Origin of the sequence: Sphingomonas oligoaromativorans, from assembly GCF_011762195.1 — a bacterium.
GTDB lineage: Bacteria > Pseudomonadota > Alphaproteobacteria > Sphingomonadales > Sphingomonadaceae > Solisphingomonas > Solisphingomonas oligoaromativorans.
This window is the reverse complement of the sequence record NZ_JAASQK010000007.1, coordinates 130274-149180: the sequence shown is the minus strand read 5'-3', so window position 1 is coordinate 149180 and position 18907 is coordinate 130274. Positions and strand designations below refer to the sequence as shown.

Genomic DNA, 18907 nt, shown 5'->3' with positions numbered 1-18907 from the left:
GGCCGGGGCCGGAGCGCCCATCTGGCCGGCATGGCGGCAGAGTTGCACATCACCAAGGTCGCGGTCGGCTGCGCGGAGATCGAGACGCTTCGCGAACGTCTCATGTCGAGGGCGCAGGCGGGCGAGACCTTCATCACCACGCGCTTCCGGCCGAAGCGCGAGGGCGAGCTGGTCGGCGGCTCGCTGTTCTGGATCATCAAGCATCGGCTGGTGGCGCGGCAGGAGATTCTCGGCTTCGAGGACGATCCCGACGGCAAGCGTTGCCGCATCCTGCTCTCGGCCGATCTGCGGCCGGTCCGCGCGCATCCCAAGCGGGCGCATCAGGGCTGGCGCTACCTAGCAGGCGCCGATGCGCCGGCCGATCTCGGCGGCGACGAGGCGGAGGGCATGGCCGCCCTCCCCTCCGCCATGGCCGCCGAGCTGAGCGCGCTCGCGCTGATCTAGTTCTGCGCCTCGTGCGCGCAGTGGACGTCGCCCGAGCCGCTGCGCGAGATCGCGCAGGCGGCCGGGCCGGCGATGGTGATGTCGCCCGATCCGGCGAGACTGCCCTTCGCGGTATGGCGGGCGCCGATCGTCAGATCGCCGGAGCCGACGAGGCCGACGGTCGCGTCGTCCACCGCGAGGCCCGCCGCCTTGAGATCGCCCGATCCGGTGAGCGTCGTGCGGGCCTGTCGGCTGCGGCCGGCGAGCGTCACGTCGCCCGATCCGGTGAGCGTCGCGGTGAGGCTGGTGACGTCGATCGCGGCGACGTCGAGCGTGCCCGAGCCGGAGAGCACGAGGTCGAGCTGGTCGCCCTTCGCCCGATCGACCGAGACGTTGCCCGATCCCGAGACGACCAGGTTCGACACCGCCGGCGCCACGACATCGATCACGAGCTTGCCGTGGAAGCCCGTCGGCCAGCCACCCCAGCCGCCCGGCAGCGGCTTGATGACGAGCTGGTTGCCCTGCTGCTCCACCGAGAGGCGGTCGATCGCCTCCTGCGGGCCGGTGGCGCGCGCCGACGGTGATCCGCCGACATGGACATGCACGTCGAACGGCCCGCTGACCCGAATCCGGTCGAAGCTGGTGAGGCCATAGCTGTGCGTCGCGGCCACGGCCGATCCGGTCGAGCAGGCGGCGACGACGGGCAACAGGACGGCAAGCCCGAGACTCTTGGCACGCATGATGGAAGCTCCCCTCGATACGGGTGGGATATCAGCCGCAGCGGACGTTGCCGAGGCCGCTCTTGTGGACGGTGCAGCGCGGACTTCCGCCGATCTCGACATGGCCCATGCCGGACATGGTGACGTCGACCGGGCCGTTGACCTGCGCGCGGATCGAGCCGGTGCCCGACATGGTGGCGCGGCCTTCGCGTGCCGCCAGACGCGCCGCGTCGATCGAACCCACGCCCGAAACGCGCGCGTCGACCCGGCCGGTCGTGCCGGCGACCGTGATCGTGCCGGTGCCGCCCATGGTGAGGTCCGCCCGGTTGCTGCGGAGCTGGCCGACGCGGATCGAGCCGGCGCCGCCGACATCGGCGGTGAAGGCCGGGGCCTCGGCGCGGTCGATGGCGATGGTGCCGGCGCCCGACACGCCCGCGCCCGCGACGCGCGGCATGGTGACGGCGATGCGGAGCGGATTGTTGTGCGTCTCGACCGATCCGCTGTTCGGCTGCCAGCCGAGCACCAGCGTGCCGTTTCGCACATCGGCGGTGAGGCGCTGGACGAGCCGCGGATCGCCATCGGCATGGACGGCGAAGCGCGGCCCGGCGGTGATCGTCACCTCGGCGGCGGCGCGCAGATCGACATGATCGAAGTCGCGCGCCGGATAGTCGCGCGTGGCGGCACCCGCGGCAGAGGGAAGCAGCGCGGCGGCGGCGAGGGAACAGAGCAGCAGGCGCATCGATCGGTCTCCAACTGTATTGCCATTACAATACACCTGGAAGGGATAGGCGCAAGGGGCCGTCCTCCTCCAACAAAAAGGGCGGCCGAAGCCGCCCTTTCCGTCCGCGTGATGCGGGTTGCGCTTACTTGGCGTGAACCGCCGCGGCCTCGCGGAGGATGTCGAGAATCTTCTCCTGCGCGCGGGGCTCGTCGGTCTCTTCCATCGCGGCCAGCTCGCGGGCGAGGCGGCTGGTGGCCGCTTCGAAGATCTGGCGCTCGGAATAGCTCTGCTCGGGCTGGTCGTCCGCGCGGAACAGATCGCGCACCACCTCGGCGATCGACACGAGGTCGCCCGAGTTGATCTTCGCTTCATATTCCTGGGCGCGGCGCGACCACATGGTGCGCTTCACCTTGGGCTTGCCCTTGAGCGTGTCGAGCGCTTCGCGCAGCGTCACCGAGGAGGAGAGCTTGCGCATACCCACGGATTCGGCCTTGTTGGTCGGAACGCGCAGCGTCATGCGCTCCTTCTCGAAGCGCAGAACATAGAGTTCGAGCTTCGCGCCGGCGATTTCCTGGCTTTGCAGCTCGATCACCCGCCCCACGCCATGCTTGGGATAGACGACATAGTCGCCGACGTCGAAGCTCAGCGCCTTTGCAGCCATTTTACACCTTTCCGGACTGTCTGGCCGAAAGAATCCCTTACGGTCCGCACTCCACTCCCCTAGCCGCGCGGCCGCAGGCAATCCGATCGACCACCCACAAGAAGATAGGGGGACGCTCCATGCGATCACGCGAAATCGCAAGCCGTCCCCCGACAGGGTCGACTTGTAACACAGTTTCCACGGAAAGGGTAGCGTCTTGGGACGGGATGCGGCGAACCGCCCCGGATCAGTCGCCCTGGCCGGGCTCCGGCGAGAAATGGTTCTCGTACTTGCCCTCGACACCCTTCCACTGATCGGCGTCGGCCGGCGCCTCGCGCTTGCGGGTGATGTTGGGCCACTGGGCGGAGAAGGTGGCGTTCAGTTCCTGCCACTTCTCCAGCCCGCCCTCGGTGTCGGGCAGGATCGCCTCGGCCGGGCATTCCGGCTCGCACACGCCGCAATCGATGCACTCGTTCGGATTGATAACGAGCATGTTGTCGCCCTCGTAGAAGCAATCGACGGGGCAAACCTCCACGCAGTCCATATACTTGCAGCGGATGCAGGCATCAGTGACGACGTAGGTCATGGGATCGGATCTCTTGAGTGTGTGAAACGGCGTCCCTGCTAGTCGCGGCCATAAGGGGCGTCAATGGCGCCCGTGCGATCAGACCAGATCGGTGTAGCAGGTCCGTGCCTCGGGCGCCGGGCCGCGCCGCATCGGCAGCGCCTCGACGCGGACCACGCGGACATGGCCCCCGACCGGCACGCCGAGCACCGAGCCGACGCGCACCTGCGCGGAAGATTTGCAGACGGGCCTGCCGTCGATCCGAATATGCCCCTGGCCGACGAGGGCCTGGGCGATGCTCCGCGTCTTGGCGAAGCGGGCGAAACAGAGGAACTGGTCGAGCCGGATCGTCGTGTCAGCCATGCGCACCTTCGGCCTGGGCGGGAAGAAGTCGGGCGAGCGCGCCGAACGCATTGCCGGGGCGCAGCCTCGGCGCGTCGACCCGATCGGGACGGCGGCCACGCCAGAGCCAGGCGACATGGCCACCCTCGCCCTCGCGGCGGGCGAAGCCGAGCGTGCGCATCAGGCGCGCGACCGATGGCGGCTTCAGCCCAAGGGATGTGGAAAGCGAAGGATCGGGCACGAACGGGCGCCGCCCCTCGCGCGCGTCATGGGCCTGCCGCGCGAGCCGCTCGACGAGATCGACGCGCAGCATCTGGTCGCCGAGATCGCGGAAACCGGCATGGAGCGCGGCGGCGCGCAGCACCGGGTCCGGCCGGTCGATCATCGCGGCGCCCGGCGTCGGCAGCGGTGGCATCACGTCGTCGGCGCGGGCGGCGAGCAGCGCCAGCCGCCAGCGGATCGCCTCGGGCTTGAGCAGGCCGCTCACGAACAGGTCGAGCGTGCCGATCTTGAGGCCGAGATGGGCGGCGGCGCGGCGCTGGTCACGGCTGAGCGCCGGGAGTGCCGCCTCCACCGCCTCGCGCGCGACCATGCCGCCGGCCTCGGCGACGGGGGCGAGGATGCCGCGCAGCGCCGGCGCGGCCGCCCGGTCGCGCCCGGCGGCGGCGATGGCGGCGAGCGGGGCGAGCTGCTTCCCGATCTGGCTCTGGAGCCAAGCCTCCAGCCGCGCCGACACGCGCGCCCGGTCATCCGGCGAGAGCGGATCGAGCGTGCGGTGGAGCGTCATGCGCGGGGCGGTCAGCGAACGTCCCCGGCCGAGGCGGGCGACGACATCGCCGCGCCAGAAGATCGCGACCGGGCGGCCGGGGTCAGTCGCGAGGGTGAAAGCCTGGTCATTGTCGCCGGCGAGCGCCCCGGCCCGGCGCGCCATCTCGACGCCCAGGCGGCGTTCGGCGGCCGCCATCAGCCGCTTCATGTCGGCATGGCGGGCATTGGCGTCGGCGACGAAGCGGAAACCGGTGAGATGGCCGATCGGCTCGTCCGCCACGCTCACCTGTCCGTCCTCGGCGATGGTGACGGGGAGCATGTCGCTGCCCCGCGCCGACAGGTCGCGCAGCAGCACCGAGGTGCGGCGGTCGACGAAGCGCTGGGTCAGCCGCTCGTGCAGCGCGTCGGAGAGCTTCTCCTCCAGCACGCGGGTGCGCTCGGCCCAATGGGCGGGCTCGGCCAGCCAGTCGGCGCGGTGGGCGATATAGGCCCAGGTGCGCGCGGCGGCGATGCGGTCGGCGATCGTCTCGACATCGCCCTGCACCGTGTCGAGCCGCTGGATCTCGTCGGCGAACCATTGCGCGGGCAGGCGATGATCGCCCTCGCTCAGATGCTGGAAGATGCGGCCGACGAGGCGGGCATGATGCTCCGGCCCGGTCTTGCGGAAATCGGGGAGGCCGCAGGCCGCCCACAGCCGCTGCGTCATCGCCTGTCCGCGGGCGCGGTGGGCGACGTCGGGCTCGGCGGCGAGGCGTTTCAGCACCTTCATGTCCACCGCTTCCGGCGCGGCGCGCAGGCCGGGCTTGTCGGGCTTGGCCTCGAGGCTGGCGATCAGCCGGTCCACGGTGGCGAAATCGGGGGTGCCGCAGCGCCAGTAGAGATGATCGAGCGGGGTGAAATGATGGCCCTCGATCGCCATCACCTCCTCGGGCTCGAACGTCGCGCCCGAATGTTCGGAGCCCAATGTGCCGAAGGTGCCGTCGCGCTGGTGGCGCCCGGCGCGGCCGGCGATCTGCGCCATTTCGGGGATGGTCAGCCGGCGCGAGCGGCGCCCGTCGAACTTCCTGAGCGAGGCGAAGGCGACATGCGCCACGTCCATGTTGAGGCCCATGCCGATCGCGTCGGTGGCGACCAGATAATCCACCTCGCCCGCCTGATACATGGCGACCTGCGCGTTGCGGGTGCGGGGGCTGAGCGCGCCCATCACCACCGCCGCGCCGCCGCGCAGCCGGCGCAGCATCTCGGCCACCGCATAGACCTCCTCGGCCGAGAAGGCGACGACCACCGAGCGCTTGGGCAGGCGCGACAGCTTCTTCGGCCCGGCATAGGTGAGCGTCGAGAAACGCGGCCGGCCGATGATCTCGATCCCCGGCACCAGGGCGCGCAGCATCGGGCGCAGCATCTCGGAGCCGAGGATCAGCGTCTCCTCGCGCCCCCTCGCGCGCAGGAGGCGATCCGTGAAGACATGCCCCCGCTCGGTATCCGCGCCGAGCTGCGCCTCGTCCAATGCGACGAAGGCGAAGTCGCGGTCGGTCGGCATCGATTCCGCGGTGCAGAGGAAATAGCGGGCCTTGGGCGGCAGGATCTTCTCCTCGCCGGTCAAGAGCGCGACCTGATCCTTGCCCTTGATCGCGACGACCCGGTCATAGACCTCGCGGGCCAGCAGGCGCAGCGGGAATCCCATGAGGCCGGAGGAATGGCCGCACATGCGCTCGATCGCATAGTGGGTCTTGCCCGTGTTGGTCGGGCCGAGCACGGCGACGAGCCGATCGGTTTTAAGACTGCCCATCCTGCTGAGAATCTGGGGTTTCGCGCGCGCGAACGCAAGAGTCCGAAGCGGGATGCCGACTCGGCTCGTCGCGGGTTTGGAATCGTCCGTCGCGTGGCCCCAGGCGATTAGCTTGACCTTAACCCTGTCGGGGCAGACTCCCGCCACGTCGCCTGCCGGTGGCGGGAAGCGGCAGCAGGGGAAACAAGCGCTTGTACCAGCGCGAGAACCAGGAATTCGGATCGGGAATGGGCGGTGCGGTGGCGCTGGCCCCGGCGAGCTTCGGTCGCGCCGGGCGGATCGATGCGATCGAGCCCGCGCCCGTTCCAGAGGCGCCGCGCCGCCGTTCGTGGGGCGAGATCGACCTGGTGGTCGATCTCGGCGCGCGGCTGGGCTCGCCCGAATGGTTCCGCGGCCTCGCGACGCTGGGCGGGATGCTGGCGGCGCTGTGGTATGTCACGCCCGGCTTCACCCCGCTCCCCGGCAATATCCCGGCGACGCTCGCGCCCGCGCGGTTCGACGAGATGCGCGCGATCGGCATCGCCCCCGCCGCCTATGGCGCGGACAGCGGCCGCCGCCTTGCCGCGACCGATCGCGCCGAGCCGCTGACCTCGACGCCCGAGCGCCCGCGCCTCGATCTGGTCGCGACGATCGGTATGGGGGATGGCCTCGCCCGCGTGCTGGAGCGCGAGGGCGCGGGTGCGGCCGATGCCGCGCAGGCCGCGGCGCTGGTGGCGGAAGCCGTCCCGCTCAGCGACATTGCGGGGGGCACGAAGCTCGCCATCACGCTCGGCCGCCGCCCCAATCGCGAGGTGGCGCGGCCGCTCGACGGCCTCTCCTTCCGCGCGCGCTTCGATCTGGCGCTGAGCCTCGAGCGCGTGAATGGCGGGCTGGTGTTGACCCGCCGGCCGATCGCGGTGGACGATACGCCGATGCGGCTGACCGGCGATGTCGGCGACAGCCTCTATCGCTCGGAGCGTTCGGCCGGGGCCACGCCGTCGGTGGTGGCGGACTATATCCGCGCGGTCGCGCCGCATGTCGACATCGGCGACATCTCGCCCTTCGACCATTATGATCTCGTCTTCGAGCATAAGCGCGCGGCGACCGGCGAGGTGCAGACCGGACGGCTGCTCTATGCCGGCATCACCCATGAGGGGAAGCCGATCCGCCTGCTGCGCTGGACGCTCGACGGGCGCGAGCAATGGTTCGACGCGGCCGGTGTCGGCGAGCGGCGCGAGGGCTTCTCCATGCCGGTCGCGGGCGCGCGGCTCACCTCGAATTTCGGGATGCGCTTCCACCCGATCCTCGGCTTCAGCCGGATGCATCAGGGCATCGATCTCGCCGCGCCCTATGGCACGCCGATCGTGGCGGCGAGCGACGGCGTGGTGCGTTTCGCCGGCTGGCATGGCGGGCACGGCAATTTCGTCCAGATCGCGCACGCCGGCGGCATGGGCACCGGCTATGGCCATATGAGCCGCTATGTCGTCCATCCCGGCCAGAGCGTGCGGCAGGGGCAGTTGATCGGCTATGTCGGCTCGACCGGGCTTTCGACCGGGCCGCATTGCCATTTCGAGGTCTATCGCGGCGGCCACCCGATCAATCCGGCGACGGCGCGTTTCGCCATGACGTCACAGATCGGGGGCGAGGCGCTCAAGCGCTTCCGGGCGACGCTGGCGCGGCTGACCACGCTGCCGCCGGGTGGCCGGACCGAGATGGCCGCCACCGCCAAGGCGCCGCCCAGAGGCTAGCGCCCCTGACGCCGCCAGCGGCCGATCACGCGGGCGATCATCTCGCCCTCGCCGCCCGACTGGGTCCAGAGCTCGGAGAAGAGCGGATCGCTCGATGCCGGGCGCTTCGCCTCCTCCAGCGTGTCGAGCGCGACGCGCATCGGGATCGAGGTGCCCTCGCCGCACACCACGCATTCGCGGTTCCGAAGCGCGGGGATCGTCTCCATGAAGCCGCGCGCGCCCTCGGGCATGGCGGCCTTCACATGCGCCTGGTCGCGTTCGTTGTTGAGGCGCATCGCGATGATCGTGCCGCACTGGGAGAGCACGCCCTCGGCAAGGTCCGACGGGCGCTGGGTCACGAGGCCCAGCGAGACGCCGTATTTGCGGCCTTCCTTGGCGATCCGCTCCAGCACGTTGCGCACCGCCGATCCGGTGGTGACGCGATCGGACGGGATGTAGCGATGCGCCTCCTCGCAGACGAGCAGGATCGGGCGCGGCGTCTCATTGCGCGCCCAGATCGCATAGTCGAACACGAGGCGGCTGAGCAGCGCCACCACCACCGAGGTGATCTCGGACGGGACGCCCGACACGTCGACGATCGAGATCGGCTTGCCGTCGGTCGGCAGGCGGAAGATGCGCGACAGCGTGGCGGCCATCGTGTCGCCCACCAGCATCCCGGAGAACATGAAGCTGTAGCGCGGGTCCGACCGGATCTCCTCGATCTTGGTCTTGAGGCGCATATAGGGGCCGGTGTCGCCGGCGCGATCGAGCTTGCCCATCTCCTGGGTGATGAAATTGACCAGATCGGACAGCAGATAGGGAATCGGGCTGTCGACGGTGAGCTTGGAGAGCCCCTCGGCAGCACGGCTCTTCTGGCGCGCGGCGAGCAGGCATTTGGCGAGCACGTCCATGTCGCGCTGCCGCTCGGCGCCCTCCGAGGTGACGAGCACCTCGGCATGTTCCTCGAAGTTCATCAGCCAATAGGGCAGCGCGAGATTGTCGACGTCGAACAGCTCGCCCTCGCCCTTGAAGGCGGCCGGATATTCGCCGTGCGGATCGATCATCACGATATGGCCGTGCGGCGCCATCGCGCAGATCTTGTGAAGGATGAGCGCGAGGCTGGTCGACTTGCCGGTGCCGGTCGATCCGACCAGCGCGAAATGGCGGCCGAGCAGCGAATCGATATAGAGCGCGCCGCGCACGTCGGTGGTGGGGTAGACGGTGCCGATCTCGATATGCGGGCGATCCTCGGCGGCGAAGATCTGGAGCATGTCGGCATGGACCGCCGGATAGACCCGGTAGCCCGGCATCGGATAGCGCGTCACGCCGCGACGGAAATCGAGCATCCGGCCGGTGGCCGGGCAGACGCGGCCTTCGCCGAGGAAGTCGATCTCGGCGATGATGAGGTCGCCGTCCGCCACCTCCAGCTTCAGCGAGCGGACGTTCGCCACCAGCCACAGGCCGCCGGACTGCATCTTGACCTGGCTGCCCACCTCGCCGGCCAGCGCCAGCCCCTCGCCGGGATCGGCCTCGTGGAGGCGGCGCACGGTCGGCCCGTCGAGGATGATCCGCGCGGTGCCGCCGCCGATGTCGACGACGCGGCCGATCTCGACCGGCGCGCCGCGGGAAGCCGTGTGCGACGGGCCAATGCCGTCCGCGCCCTGCCAGGCCAATCCGTCCACCCGCTTCGCTCCTCTGATCTGGGGAGCGGCGATTCTAGGCGGTGGTGGGTAAACAAATCGCTCCGCCAAAGCAGTCAGCGGCGTCGGAACAGCGCGCCCGCGCCCCAGCCGATCGCGAGCGACATGCCCACCGCGACCAGCCCATAGGCGAGCGACCAGCGATCCGCCGCCTGCGCGACGAAGCGTTCGAAGCCGGATTTGTCGATGCGCACCTCGCGCACCGCGCCGGCGACCACCTTGCCGTCCTGGATCAGGAAGGTCTCGGCGACATAGCGGCCCACCGGCACGCGCGCCGGTATGGCGATACGCGCACGATAGAGCACGCCGTCGCTGATCTCGACGCCATGCGCGTCCTGCACATAGAGGCCGGCGCGGCGCTTGAGGTCGATCAGGCCTTGCTCGAAGCGGTTCTGCTCGTCCGGCGGCGCGCTGGAGGCCGGCGACATCTGGAGGCTGTCGAGCCCCAGTTCGTAGATCGCGGCCGTCCGCCCGTCGACGAGCCGGGCGAGCGGGCGCGAGGTGGCGATCGCGTAGAAGGAAGGCGCGGAGCGGAAGCGCGCGCTGTCGGCGTTGAGCCACATGCCCGCCACCTTCCGCTTCTCGCGCACCAGGATCGACTGGGTCGGCCCCTTGAGCACCACCGCGATGTCGGCGGGGTGATCGGGCGCGCGGCCCTGCGGATAGAGGATCGCGCCGAACAGCAGCAGGTCCGCGCCCGTGAAGCTGTAGACGATCTGCACCTGCCGGTCCGACACGTCGGGCACCAGCACCGGCTTGCCCGCGCCGAGGCAGGCGAGCGCGGCCACGGCCATCCACGCGCGCGTCATTCCAACGCCACGCTGAAGATCTCGCCCGGCCGCCAGGTCAGCCCCACCGCCATGCGCACCGCCACCGCCAGCACCAGCAGCGCCAGCAGCAGGCGCAGATATTCGGGCTTGAGCTTCATCGCGAAGCGGCTGCCGATCTGCGCCCCGATCGCCGATCCGACGAGCAGCAGCAGCGCCAGCACGATGTCCACCGCCTTGGTGGTGGTGGCGTGGATCATGGTGGTCGCGGCGGTGACGAACAGGATCTGGAAGAGCGAGGTGCCCACCACCACCTGCGCCGCCATGCCAAGCAGATAGATCATCGCCGGCACCATGACGAAGCCGCCGCCGACGCCGAGGCTGACGGTCAGCACGCCGGTCAGCACGCCGAGCAGGAACGGCGCGAGCGGCGAGATGTAGAGGCCCGAGCGATAGAAGCGCCAGCGCATCGGCAGCACGGCGATCAGCGGATGGTGGCGGCGCTGGCGATGGCGCGGCGCCTCGCCGCGGCGGTGCGCGAGGATGGTCTGGATCGATTCGCGCGCCATCATCCCGCCGATGCTGCCGAGCAGCGCGACATAAGTGAGCGAGATCACCGTATCGATCTGGCCGAGCCGCTCGAGGAAACGGAACAGCATCGCGCCGAGGCCGGAGCCGACGATGCCGCCCGCCACCATCACGCAGCCCATCTGGAAGTCGACGCCGTTGCGCCGCATCTGGGCGAGTACGCCGGAGACGCTGGCCCCGGTGATCTGCGTGGCGGAGGAGGCGACCGCGACGGTGGGCGGGATGCCGTAGAAGATCAGCAGCGGCGTGGTGAGGAAGCCGCCGCCCACCCCGAACATGCCCGAGAGCAGGCCGACGCCGCCGCCCAGCAGCACGATCACCAGCATGTTCACCGACAGACCGGCGATGGGCAGATAGACGTGCATGGCCTAGCGCTAACCGATCCGCGCGCGGAGGGCTAGAAGTCGCTGGCCAGGGTGAGCGCGGGGCCGGAGCCGGGCCGGGCCGCTCCGGCGACGCGCTGCCGCCAGTCGAGCGCGAGGGCGATGGCGCGCCGGGCCACGGGAAGCCGGAGCACGGCGGATGGGCCGAGGTCGAGCCGGGTTGCGCCGGGCTGGGCTGCCCCCCACGCTCCGCCGCCGAGCGCCAGCGATCGGCCATGTCCGAGATCCAGCGACCGGGCGATGCGGGCGGCACCGTCGGCGTAGAGGTCGCGGCGGCGCGTGCCCACCACGCCGGCCTCCGCATAGGCGTCGAGCCGCCAGCCCTTCGCCACCGGCACGGCATAGACCCCGCCCGCCGCCCCGGCGGTCCAGGCGTTGCGCCCGCCCCGGTCGAGCGCGACGCGGCGTTCGAACGTGAGGTGGAGAGGGATCGTCCTCGCCGGCTGCCAGTCGAGCCCGGCCGCCGCCTCGGTCTGTCGCGGTCCGCCGACGGTGCGCGAGAAGCGGCCGGAGAGCGAGAACCGCCCCGAATCGTCGAGATGGAAGAGCAGCCGCGCGCCCGCCTGTCCGTCGCCGATCTGCCCGCCCGGCGCGAGCGGAGAGGCTTTCCCGCCGCCTCGCGCCAAAGCCCATGCCGAACCGGACCAGCGGGAAGCGTGCGCGGCAGGGGGCGGGAGCGTGATGGCGGCGGCCGTCTCTCCCGTCAGCTCCCGTGGAGGCGGGGAAGCGGGCTTCCTGACGATGGAGGTGGACAGGGGTGGATTCAAAACGAACGTGCGCGCGCTCCATCGGAAGGGCGGCACAGCGTCTCCCGCGCCGTGAAAAGCGGCCACCTTCGCAGCTTTTCCGTCGCGGAACGGGGGGACGGATGGCTCCCGAATCAAAGCGGGTGCGGCGGCCTGCCGCGATGTGGCCATCCGAATCCGCTTCGACGGGCGTGGGGCCACGGGCTCCGTCGGCGCGGGCTCATCCGGCTGCCAGCCTGCCAGCACCACCCCGCGCCCGACCGTCCAGACGATGACGACGCCGATCAGGAACCGGATCGGCGCCGCCCGGTGGAGCGATCCCGTCACGCCAAATCCTCGCCGAGCGGAAGGACATGGGCCGTCTTGTCCCAGCGCAGCCGCCCATGCCGGACGAGGCCCGAATAGAGGCCGAACGCCCGCACGGCGGCGGCGATCGCGACGAGATTGCCGATCACCATATGAAGCGGCGTCAGCGCCGCCATGCGCCAGCCATGCGAGCGTGCCGTGATGGTGAAGCGTATCCCGATCCGCCATCCCAGCAGCCCGAGATTGGCGAGCAGCAGCGGCATGGGAATCGCGGGCCGTGGAGCCTCCGTGCCCAGCATCCGCGCGGCGAGGTGGGTCGCCGCCCAGCCGGCCAGCGCCGCATAGCCGCATGTCAGCACCAGCGCGGCGAGCGGCGCGCGGCGATCGCGCAGCCGCATCCAGCGCTCGGCGAGCCCGCCCGACCATCCGAGCCTGTCCCACCCCGCCAGCGCGATTCCGGTCAGCCAGCGGGACTTCTGCCGGACCGCCCCCACCACGCTATGCGGGAAGCAGGCGCGCACCGCGACTATCCCCCGCCCGTCCCCCGCCGGCAGCCGCACGAAGACTCCCCGCCCGCCGAGCGCGCCGATGCGCAGGCCCAGCTCATAATCCTCGGTGAGGCTGCGGGGATCGAACGGCCCGTCGCGCCCCTCCGCGATGGCGGCGAGCATCCCTCGCTCGATCGCGCAGCCCACGCCCGCCGACGGCACCGCCGCGCCGACCGCCTCGCGCACGACCACCTGCTTGCTGTGCGCCTCCGAGAACTCGCCGCAATAATGGGAGGAGATCAGCGCCGCGAAGGAGCCCGCGCCCCGCACCGTCACGGCATGGACCGGAAGCTGCACCAGATCGAAACGCCCGATCAGCGCGTCGTAGACGGTCAGTTCGTCGGGATGGACGACATCCTCGGCGTCATGGAGGATGACGGCCTTGAAGCGCGCGCCCTCCGCGCGCTCATCCCCCAGCATCGCCTGCCAGATCCAGTTGAGGCAGCCGGCTTTCGTCGTGCCGCCCGGTTCGTCGCCGATCACGATTCGCACGCGCGGATCGCCGCCGGATGCCCGTTCCACGGCGGCGATCGTCCCCGGATCGTTGGGATAGCAGCCGACATAGAGCCGCCAGTCGGGATGGCGCAGGCGGGCCAGCGCCGTCGACACCATGCCGCCGATCACCGCCTCCTCCCGCCAGGCGGCGACGAAGATGGCGAGGCGGCCCGGCTCCTCCGGGGCGGTGATGGTCGTGGCGCAGACGCGGCGGTGGCGGCGATAGACGACCAGCGATCGCCAGGCCGAACGGCCGAGCCAGATGAGGTCTATGAACAGATCGTCCAGCCCGCCGGCCAGGAATCCGCAGGCGGCGAACAAAGCCAGCTCACGCGTCGCCAGCCCGACGAGCAGGATCGGATACGCAACCATACACGGCCCCCCAACCGGAACCGGTGTACGGGAGGGTGGCGGGAATCGTAGCCGAAATGGCTTCAATCCGATGGCATCGCGCGAATGGCGGCCCGAAGCGGCGCGGGCTTGCCCCCGTGGCTGCCAGTCGCGAAGAAGGCGGGATGACCAAGCGCCAGTCCCTGCGGCTCGAAACCTTCCTGCCCTATCGTCTCTCGATCGCGTCCAACCGGGTGAGCGATCTGGTGGCGGAGGCCTATGACCGGCTGTTCGGCCTCAGCATCCCCGAATGGCGCGTGATCGCGGTTTTGGGCGAGGCGGCGCCGCTGACCCAGCTCGCCATCGTCAGGCAGACGGTGATGGACAAGATGACGGTCAGCCGCGCCGTGCGGCCGCTGGTCGAGCGCGGGCTGGTCGATCGCACGCCCCATAGCGGCGACAAGCGTTCCAGCCTGCTGTCGCTGAGCGACGCGGGGCGGACCCTCTACGAAAGCGTCGGGCCGGAGGCGCTGGCGATGGAGCGCGCGCTGCTGGAGGAGTTTTCCGTCGAGGAGATCCGCAGCCTCGACGCCGCGCTCCGCAAGATGGAGGCGGCGGCGATCCGGCTCAGTCGGCGGCCGGTTTGACCGGCGCCGGGTGCGGCGCGGCGGGCCAGCCCGATGCGCCCGGCGTCCGCGGCGTGCCCGGATCGAGCAGCGCCGCCGTCTCGATCTGATCGAGCGCGGCGCGGCCGCTCAGATAGCGGCGGGCGGCCACGATCCAGCCGTCGGCGGCGCGATGATCGGGCAGGCGCACGATCTCGGCCAGCGCGGCGTCGACCTGCCCCGCCTCCAGCCGCCGCCCGGCGCGGGCGACCCGATCGGCGGGGACGGCCGAGGGTTCGCCGCTGCGACGCACCACCACCATTCCGGCCAGTTCGTGACGGAAGCTCTGCCACCAGCTCTTCTGGGGCGCGCCGCTGGCCGAAAGGGTCGGCGCGATCGCGTCGAGGCCGTTCTGGAGGTCGACGAGCGTCACCGGCTGGCGCGCGGCGGAGAGGATGGTCGCCACCGCCTGCGGCTGGGTGTTGCCGAAGCGCTGGCGCAGCAGGCCTTCGAGATAGCCGAGTTCCACCCCGCGATCGAGCGCGCGGCGGGCGGCGAAGGTGACGAGCAGCCCCTCGGCGCGCGAGGCGTCGCCGGTGGCTTCCCTCGCCTGCGCCTCGATATCGTCGACCTTGTCCTCCAGCGTGGCGACGCGCGTCGCCATCTGCAGATCGGCGGCGGCGGAGGGGGGCGTCGTCGGGGCGGGCGCGGTCGCGGGAGACGGGCGTACCACGATATGCTGGGCGAGCGCCGCCTGCGCCTGGGCCTGCTCGATCGTCTGGAGATGCAGCATCCGCGCGGTGCGCGCGTCATGCGTCACCGCATAGCCCATCGCGAAGCCGCCGCCGACGAACGCGGCCAGCACGAGCAGAAGCGCCCACAACCAGGCGCGCGACCGGCGCTCATAAGGATCGTAATCGCGTTCCATGCAGGCCCCGTCTTCCTCAGGCCTCGTGATTGCACAGCTTGGCGGCCGCCGCCAGCAGGGAGGCGTCGGTGGGATGCTCCGCGACGACGGCGGCACGCCAGCCCTCGCCGGCCGCATCGCGTGTCGTCGGGCTGATCGCGGCGATGCGGATCGCCATGGGATCGACCAGACCGGCGAAGAGCGCGGCGGCGCGGGGCGAATGCAGCAGCGCGACGGCATGAGGCAGCGCCGCACGGGCGGCCTCGGGCAGTGTCGGGGCCGCGTCGGCCGCATAGACGAGCCGGCGCTCGATGGTGATTCCCATGTCGGCGGGCGCGCGATGCTCGCGGGCGGTGAGATGGAGGAGCGAGCGAACGCCGTCGCGCGCGGCGCGGGCCACGATCGCATCCACGCCCGCGTCTCCGGCGATCAGGTGGGTGAAGCCGGCCTGCCGCGCGGCGGCGGCGGTGGCCTCGCCCACCGCATAGAGCGGTCGATCGCGAAGCATGACGAGCCCCGCCCCGCCGAGACGCGCCGCCTGCGCGCTGGTCATCAGCACGGCTTCGGGAGGCGTCGCAGGCGGGGTCCAGTCGAGCGCGCGCACCTCGAACAGCGGCGCCGCGATCGCCTCCAGCCCGAGTGCCTGCGCCGCCGAGACGGTCGCCGTGGCGCCGGGCTCGGGGCGCAGCACCAGCACGGCGGGCATCAGCGCCCCGCGAACAGCCGCGCCAGAGCGGGCGGCGCCTCGGCCAGCAGCCGGTCGGCGAGCGTGCCGTCGGCGGCATTCTCGCCCGACGCCTCGCCGCCGACGCGGAGCGCGCCGTCCTCGCTCAGGATCTCGGCGCGGATCGTCAGGGTGCCGTCCGCGATCACCGCCAGCGCGCCGACCGGCGAGTGACAATCCGCCCCCAGCGCCGCGAGGAAGGCGCGCTCGGCCAGCACGCAGACATGCGTCTCGGCATGGTCGATCGCGGCGAGCAGCGCGAGGGTGGCCGCGTCGTCGGCGCGCGCCTCGATGCCGACCGCGCCCTGCGCTGGCGCCGGGAGCAGGATGTCGATCGGGATGGCATGGCCGATCTCGGGCCGCTCCAGCCGATCGAGCCCGGCGGCGGCGAGCAGGGTCGCTTCCGCCTCGCCGTCGGCGAGCTTGCGCAGGCGCGTGTCGACATTGCCGCGGAAGGGCACGATGGCGAGATCGGGCCGCAGATGGCGAAGCTGCGCCGCGCGGCGGGGCGAGGAGGTGCCGATTCGCGCATTCCGGGGCAACGCCGCCACGCTCTCGGCGCCCACCAGCCTGTCGCGCACATCGGCGCGCGGCAGCATCGCGGCGATGCGGATCGCCGCCGGGCGGATCGTCTCGACATCCTTCATCGAGTGGACGGCGAAGTCGATCTCGCCATCCAGAAGCGCGCGGTCCAGCTCTTTCGTCCACAGCGCTTTCCCGCCGATTTCCGCCAGCGGACGGTCCTGCACCCTGTCTCCGGTGGTGCGGACGGCATGGATGTCCACAGCCTCGCGCGGCCATCCATGGGCGGCGCAGAGGGCGGCCGCGACCATGCGGGCCTGGGTGAGCGCGAGCGGCGATCCGCGCGTGCCGAGACGAAGGGGGCGAGAGGGCATATCCATCGGAAGGTTGCTCTAAAGGCCCGAAGCGGTGCAGGGAAGCGCGCCATGCCCCTGATCCTCGGACTCGAATCCTCCTGCGACGAGACGGCCGCCGCGCTCGTCGACGGCGACCGCCTCATTCTCGCCCATCGCCTCGCCGGCCAGGAAGCCCAGCACCGTCCCTTCGGCGGCGTCGTGCCGGAGATCGCCGCGCGCGCCCATGTCGAGGCGCTGGGGCCGCTGATCGAGTGCGCGCTGGCCGATGCGGGCAAGACGCTCGCCGACGTCGACGCGATCGCCGCGACCGCCGGGCCGGGGCTGATCGGCGGCGTCATGGTGGGGCTGCTGATGGCCAAGGGCATCGCGCTTGCCGCCGGCAAGCCGCTGGTGGCGGTGAATCATCTCGAGGGCCATGCGCTCTCGCCCCGCCTCGCCGATCCGGCGCTGCGCTTCCCCTATCTGCTGCTGCTGGTGTCGGGCGGGCATTGCCAGTTGCTCTTCGTCGAGGGGGTCGGCCGTTATCGCCGGCTGGCGACCACGATCGACGATGCATCGGGCGAGGCTTTCGACAAGACCGCCAAGCTGCTCGGCCTCGGCTTCCCCGGTGGCCCCGCGGTCGAGCGCGCGGCGGCCGAGGGCGACCCTTACGCCGTGCCGCTGCCGCGCCCGCTGGTCGGTTCGGCCGAGCCGCATTTCTCCTTCGCGGGATTGAAGAGCGCCGTGCTGCGTGCCCGTGACGCGGGCATCCATCGCACCGAGGATATCGCCGCCTCCTTCCAGCAGGCGGTGGTCGACTGCCTGCTCGATCGCACACGCCGCGCTCTGGCCAGGGCGGAGGGCGCGACGGCGCTGGTCGTGGCGGGCGGTGTGGCCGCCAACAAGGCCGTGCGCGGCGCTCTGGAGGGGCTGGCCGCCGAGCATGGCCTGCCCTTCTCCGCGCCGCCGCAATGGCTCTGCACGGACAATGCGGCGATGATCGCCTGGGCCGGGGTCGAGCGTTTCGCGGCCGGCATCGCCGACCCGCTCGACACGCCGGCGCGGGCGCGCTGGCCGCTCGACCCGGAGGCGGAGAAGGTGCGCGGCGCGGGGGTGAAGGCATGAAGCTCGGAATCGTCGGTGGAGGCGCCTGGGGCACGGCGCTGGCGCAGGTCGCGGCGGCAGGCGGCCCGGTGACGCTGTGGGCGCGCTCGGCCGAGGTGGTCGATGCGATCAACGGCAGCCATGCCAACCCGGCCTATCTGCCGGACATCCCGCTCTCCCGCACGATCCGCGCGACCACGGATGCGGCGGATCTGGCGGATTGCGGCGCGCTGCTGCTGGTGACGCCGGCGCAGCATCTGCGTGGTGTGATGGCGAACCTGCCGGTGACGAGCCAGCCGCTGATCCTCTGCTCGAAGGGGATCGAGGCCGGGACGCAGCTCCTGATGTCCGAACTCGCCGCCGAGCTGCGGCCGGGCGCGCCGATCGCGGTGCTGTCCGGGCCGACCTTCGCGCATGAGGTGGCGAAAGGCCTTCCCACCGCCGTCACCCTCGCCTGCGCCGACGAAGCGTTGGGGCGGGCGCTGGCGATGCGGCTCGCGCGGCCGGGGTTCCGCCCCTATCGCTCGGACGACGTGCTCGGCGCGGAGATCGGCGGCGCGGTCAAGAATGTGCTGGCGATCGCCTGCGGTGTCGTGGCGGGGCGTGGGCTCGGGCAGAATGCCGCCGCCGCGCTGATCGCGCGCGGTTTCGCCGAGATGCGGCGCTTCGGCCATGCGCGCGGCGCGCGGGCCGAGACGCTGGCGGGTCTCTCGGGCCTTGGCGATCTGGTGCTGACCTGCTCGTCGACCAGCTCGCGCAATTTCAGCCTCGGGCTCGGGCTCGGCCGGGGCGAGAGCGCCGAGGCGCTGCTCTCCAACCGCCGCACCGTCGCGGAGGGCGCGGCCACCGCCCCGGTGCTTGCCGAGGCGGCGCGCGCGGCGGGCGTCGAGATGCCGATCGTCGAGGCGGTGCGCGAACTGCTGGCCGGCGTGGCGGGCGTCGATGCCGTGGTCGAGCGGCTGCTCGCTCGCCCGATCGGCGACGAAGCGCGCTGATGCCTAGAAGTCGATCGCGATTCCCTTGCGCTCCCAGTCGCCATAGCGCGTCGGGTCGAGCGCGGCGCGCCTGTCCTCGGCGGCTTTGGGCGCGGGCACGGGCGGGCTCGGCGAGAGGTGTGCGGGGGCTTTCACATGCGGGGGGCGTTCGCCGGGGCGTCGTTCGGTCATCATCTGTC

The 18907-nt window shown here is 71.3% G+C and carries 20 protein-coding genes; 5 read left to right on the top strand and 15 right to left on the bottom strand.

The annotated features are described in order from the left end of the window. Positions 1 to 30 precede the first annotated feature (30 nt). The gene (locus FHS98_RS14575; RefSeq protein ID WP_167106537.1) at positions 31 to 444 is read left to right on the top strand and encodes a DUF1489 family protein; all 414 of its coding nucleotides are present in this window, start codon (positions 31 to 33) and stop codon (positions 442 to 444) included. Here FHS98_RS14575 and FHS98_RS14570 read toward each other — a convergent pair. From FHS98_RS14570 to FHS98_RS14545, 6 genes are all read right to left on the bottom strand, one after another. Further along, positions 441 to 1163 carry a head GIN domain-containing protein gene (locus FHS98_RS14570; RefSeq protein WP_167106534.1) on the bottom strand — a complete coding sequence of 241 codons (723 nt, stop codon included), beginning with the start codon at positions 1161 to 1163 and terminating at the stop codon, positions 441 to 443. The genes FHS98_RS14575 and FHS98_RS14570 overlap by 4 nt on opposite strands. A 31-nt stretch (positions 1164 to 1194) precedes the next feature. Then, positions 1195 to 1881 (bottom strand): head GIN domain-containing protein, encoded by a 687-nt coding sequence (locus tag FHS98_RS14565; RefSeq protein ID WP_167106531.1) that lies wholly within the window; start codon positions 1879 to 1881, stop codon positions 1195 to 1197. A 124-nt stretch (positions 1882 to 2005) separates the two neighbouring features. Continuing rightward, positions 2006 to 2524 carry a CarD family transcriptional regulator gene (locus FHS98_RS14560; RefSeq protein WP_167106528.1) on the bottom strand — a complete coding sequence of 173 codons (519 nt, stop codon included), beginning with the start codon at positions 2522 to 2524 and terminating at the stop codon, positions 2006 to 2008. A gap of 226 nt (positions 2525 to 2750) precedes the next feature. Further along, on the bottom strand, positions 2751 to 3089 hold the full coding sequence (gene fdxA / locus FHS98_RS14555) for a ferredoxin FdxA (protein ID WP_019834250.1): 339 nt from the start codon (positions 3087 to 3089) through the stop codon (positions 2751 to 2753). A gap of 78 nt (positions 3090 to 3167) precedes the next feature. After that, a complete protein-coding gene (locus tag FHS98_RS14550; RefSeq protein ID WP_167106525.1) occupies positions 3168 to 3431 on the bottom strand; it encodes an RNA-binding S4 domain-containing protein in 264 nt (87 codons plus the stop codon). Beyond that, the gene (locus tag FHS98_RS14545) at positions 3424 to 5967 is read right to left on the bottom strand and encodes a helicase-related protein (protein WP_167106522.1); all 2544 of its coding nucleotides are present in this window, start codon (positions 5965 to 5967) and stop codon (positions 3424 to 3426) included. Before FHS98_RS14545 ends, FHS98_RS14550 begins: the two co-directional genes overlap by 8 nt. A 191-nt stretch (positions 5968 to 6158) precedes the next feature. Here FHS98_RS14545 and FHS98_RS14540 point away from each other — a divergent pair, with 191 nt between their 5' ends. Continuing rightward, entirely contained in the window at positions 6159 to 7694 is a 1536-nt protein-coding gene (locus FHS98_RS14540; protein WP_167106519.1) for a M23 family metallopeptidase, read from the top strand. On the opposite strand, the gene FHS98_RS14535 is transcribed toward FHS98_RS14540, so the two are convergent. The 5 genes from FHS98_RS14535 to FHS98_RS14515 all read right to left on the bottom strand — a co-directional run bounded on the left by FHS98_RS14535 (position 7691) and on the right by FHS98_RS14515 (position 13578). Continuing rightward, complete coding sequence (locus FHS98_RS14535; protein ID WP_425057345.1) at positions 7691 to 9355, bottom strand: ATP-binding protein; 1665 nt, start codon at positions 9353 to 9355, stop codon at positions 7691 to 7693. The two genes, FHS98_RS14540 and FHS98_RS14535, sit on opposite strands and share 4 nt — an antisense overlap. Before the next feature lie 74 nt (positions 9356 to 9429). After that, positions 9430 to 10182, bottom strand: coding sequence for a TIGR02186 family protein (locus FHS98_RS14530; protein ID WP_167106516.1), 753 nt, complete (start codon positions 10180 to 10182; stop codon positions 9430 to 9432). Further along, entirely contained in the window at positions 10179 to 11093 is a 915-nt protein-coding gene (locus tag FHS98_RS14525) for a sulfite exporter TauE/SafE family protein (RefSeq protein ID WP_167106513.1), read from the bottom strand. The genes FHS98_RS14530 and FHS98_RS14525 overlap by 4 nt, the downstream gene beginning before the upstream one ends. Before the next feature lie 32 nt (positions 11094 to 11125). Beyond that, entirely contained in the window at positions 11126 to 11878 is a 753-nt protein-coding gene (locus FHS98_RS14520) for a hypothetical protein (protein WP_167106509.1), read from the bottom strand. Positions 11879 to 12180: 302 nt separating this feature from the next. After that, positions 12181 to 13578: a glycosyl transferase family protein gene (locus FHS98_RS14515; protein ID WP_167106506.1), complete on the bottom strand. Its 1398-nt coding sequence runs from the start codon at positions 13576 to 13578 to the stop codon at positions 12181 to 12183. A gap of 143 nt (positions 13579 to 13721) precedes the next feature. On the opposite strand from FHS98_RS14515, the gene FHS98_RS14510 reads away from it, so the two are divergent. Beyond that, positions 13722 to 14183, top strand: coding sequence for a MarR family winged helix-turn-helix transcriptional regulator (locus tag FHS98_RS14510; RefSeq protein ID WP_167106503.1), 462 nt, complete (start codon positions 13722 to 13724; stop codon positions 14181 to 14183). On the opposite strand, the gene FHS98_RS14505 is transcribed toward FHS98_RS14510, so the two are convergent. From FHS98_RS14505 to hemC, 3 genes are read right to left on the bottom strand one after another with little or no spacing between them, the layout of a single operon-like run. Continuing rightward, positions 14164 to 15069, bottom strand: coding sequence for a hypothetical protein (locus FHS98_RS14505; protein ID WP_167106500.1), 906 nt, complete (start codon positions 15067 to 15069; stop codon positions 14164 to 14166). The genes FHS98_RS14510 and FHS98_RS14505 overlap by 20 nt on opposite strands. Before the next feature lie 16 nt (positions 15070 to 15085). After that, the gene (locus FHS98_RS14500; protein WP_167106497.1) at positions 15086 to 15754 is read right to left on the bottom strand and encodes a uroporphyrinogen-III synthase; all 669 of its coding nucleotides are present in this window, start codon (positions 15752 to 15754) and stop codon (positions 15086 to 15088) included. Continuing rightward, on the bottom strand, positions 15754 to 16674 hold the full coding sequence (gene hemC / locus FHS98_RS14495) for a hydroxymethylbilane synthase (protein ID WP_167106494.1): 921 nt from the start codon (positions 16672 to 16674) through the stop codon (positions 15754 to 15756). Before hemC ends, FHS98_RS14500 begins: the two co-directional genes overlap by 1 nt. A gap of 45 nt (positions 16675 to 16719) precedes the next feature. Here hemC and tsaD point away from each other — a divergent pair, with 45 nt between their 5' ends. Both tsaD and FHS98_RS14485 read left to right on the top strand, forming a co-directional pair. Next, positions 16720 to 17754, top strand: coding sequence for a tRNA (adenosine(37)-N6)-threonylcarbamoyltransferase complex transferase subunit TsaD (gene tsaD, locus FHS98_RS14490; RefSeq protein WP_167106491.1), 1035 nt, complete (start codon positions 16720 to 16722; stop codon positions 17752 to 17754). Beyond that, positions 17751 to 18728: an NAD(P)H-dependent glycerol-3-phosphate dehydrogenase gene (locus FHS98_RS14485; protein WP_167106488.1), complete on the top strand. Its 978-nt coding sequence runs from the start codon at positions 17751 to 17753 to the stop codon at positions 18726 to 18728. The genes tsaD and FHS98_RS14485 overlap by 4 nt, the downstream gene beginning before the upstream one ends. Before the next feature lie 3 nt (positions 18729 to 18731). Here the strand turns inward: FHS98_RS14485 and FHS98_RS14480 are convergent, their stop codons facing one another. After that, the gene (locus FHS98_RS14480) at positions 18732 to 18899 is read right to left on the bottom strand and encodes a DUF1674 domain-containing protein (RefSeq protein ID WP_167106806.1); all 168 of its coding nucleotides are present in this window, start codon (positions 18897 to 18899) and stop codon (positions 18732 to 18734) included. Positions 18900 to 18907: the final 8 nt, after the last annotated feature.

Coding starts and splice junctions, on each gene's coding strand:
- FHS98_RS14565 (WP_167106531.1), bottom strand. CDS start 1,881: ATGCGCCTGCTGCTCTGTTCCCTCGCCGCCGCCGCGCTGCTTCCCTCT.
- FHS98_RS14480 (WP_167106806.1), bottom strand. CDS start 18,899: ATGACCGAACGACGCCCCGGCGAACGCCCCCCGCATGTGAAAGCCCCC.
- FHS98_RS14570 (WP_167106534.1), bottom strand. CDS start 1,163: ATGCGTGCCAAGAGTCTCGGGCTTGCCGTCCTGTTGCCCGTCGTCGCC.
- FHS98_RS14485 (WP_167106488.1), top strand. CDS start 17,751: ATGAAGCTCGGAATCGTCGGTGGAGGCGCCTGGGGCACGGCGCTGGCG.
- FHS98_RS14515 (WP_167106506.1), bottom strand. CDS start 13,578: ATGGTTGCGTATCCGATCCTGCTCGTCGGGCTGGCGACGCGTGAGCTG.
- FHS98_RS14505 (WP_167106500.1), bottom strand. CDS start 15,069: ATGGAACGCGATTACGATCCTTATGAGCGCCGGTCGCGCGCCTGGTTG.
- FHS98_RS14550 (WP_167106525.1), bottom strand. CDS start 3,431: ATGGCTGACACGACGATCCGGCTCGACCAGTTCCTCTGTTTCGCCCGC.
- FHS98_RS14545 (WP_167106522.1), bottom strand. CDS start 5,967: ATGGGCAGTCTTAAAACCGATCGGCTCGTCGCCGTGCTCGGCCCGACC.
- tsaD (WP_167106491.1), top strand. CDS start 16,720: ATGCCCCTGATCCTCGGACTCGAATCCTCCTGCGACGAGACGGCCGCC.
- hemC (WP_167106494.1), bottom strand. CDS start 16,674: ATGGATATGCCCTCTCGCCCCCTTCGTCTCGGCACGCGCGGATCGCCG.
- FHS98_RS14560 (WP_167106528.1), bottom strand. CDS start 2,524: ATGGCTGCAAAGGCGCTGAGCTTCGACGTCGGCGACTATGTCGTCTAT.
- FHS98_RS14530 (WP_167106516.1), bottom strand. CDS start 10,182: ATGACGCGCGCGTGGATGGCCGTGGCCGCGCTCGCCTGCCTCGGCGCG.
- fdxA (WP_019834250.1), bottom strand. CDS start 3,089: ATGACCTACGTCGTCACTGATGCCTGCATCCGCTGCAAGTATATGGAC.
- FHS98_RS14510 (WP_167106503.1), top strand. CDS start 13,722: ATGACCAAGCGCCAGTCCCTGCGGCTCGAAACCTTCCTGCCCTATCGT.
- FHS98_RS14525 (WP_167106513.1), bottom strand. CDS start 11,093: ATGCACGTCTATCTGCCCATCGCCGGTCTGTCGGTGAACATGCTGGTG.
- FHS98_RS14500 (WP_167106497.1), bottom strand. CDS start 15,754: ATGCCCGCCGTGCTGGTGCTGCGCCCCGAGCCCGGCGCCACGGCGACC.
- FHS98_RS14575 (WP_167106537.1), top strand. CDS start 31: ATGGCGGCAGAGTTGCACATCACCAAGGTCGCGGTCGGCTGCGCGGAG.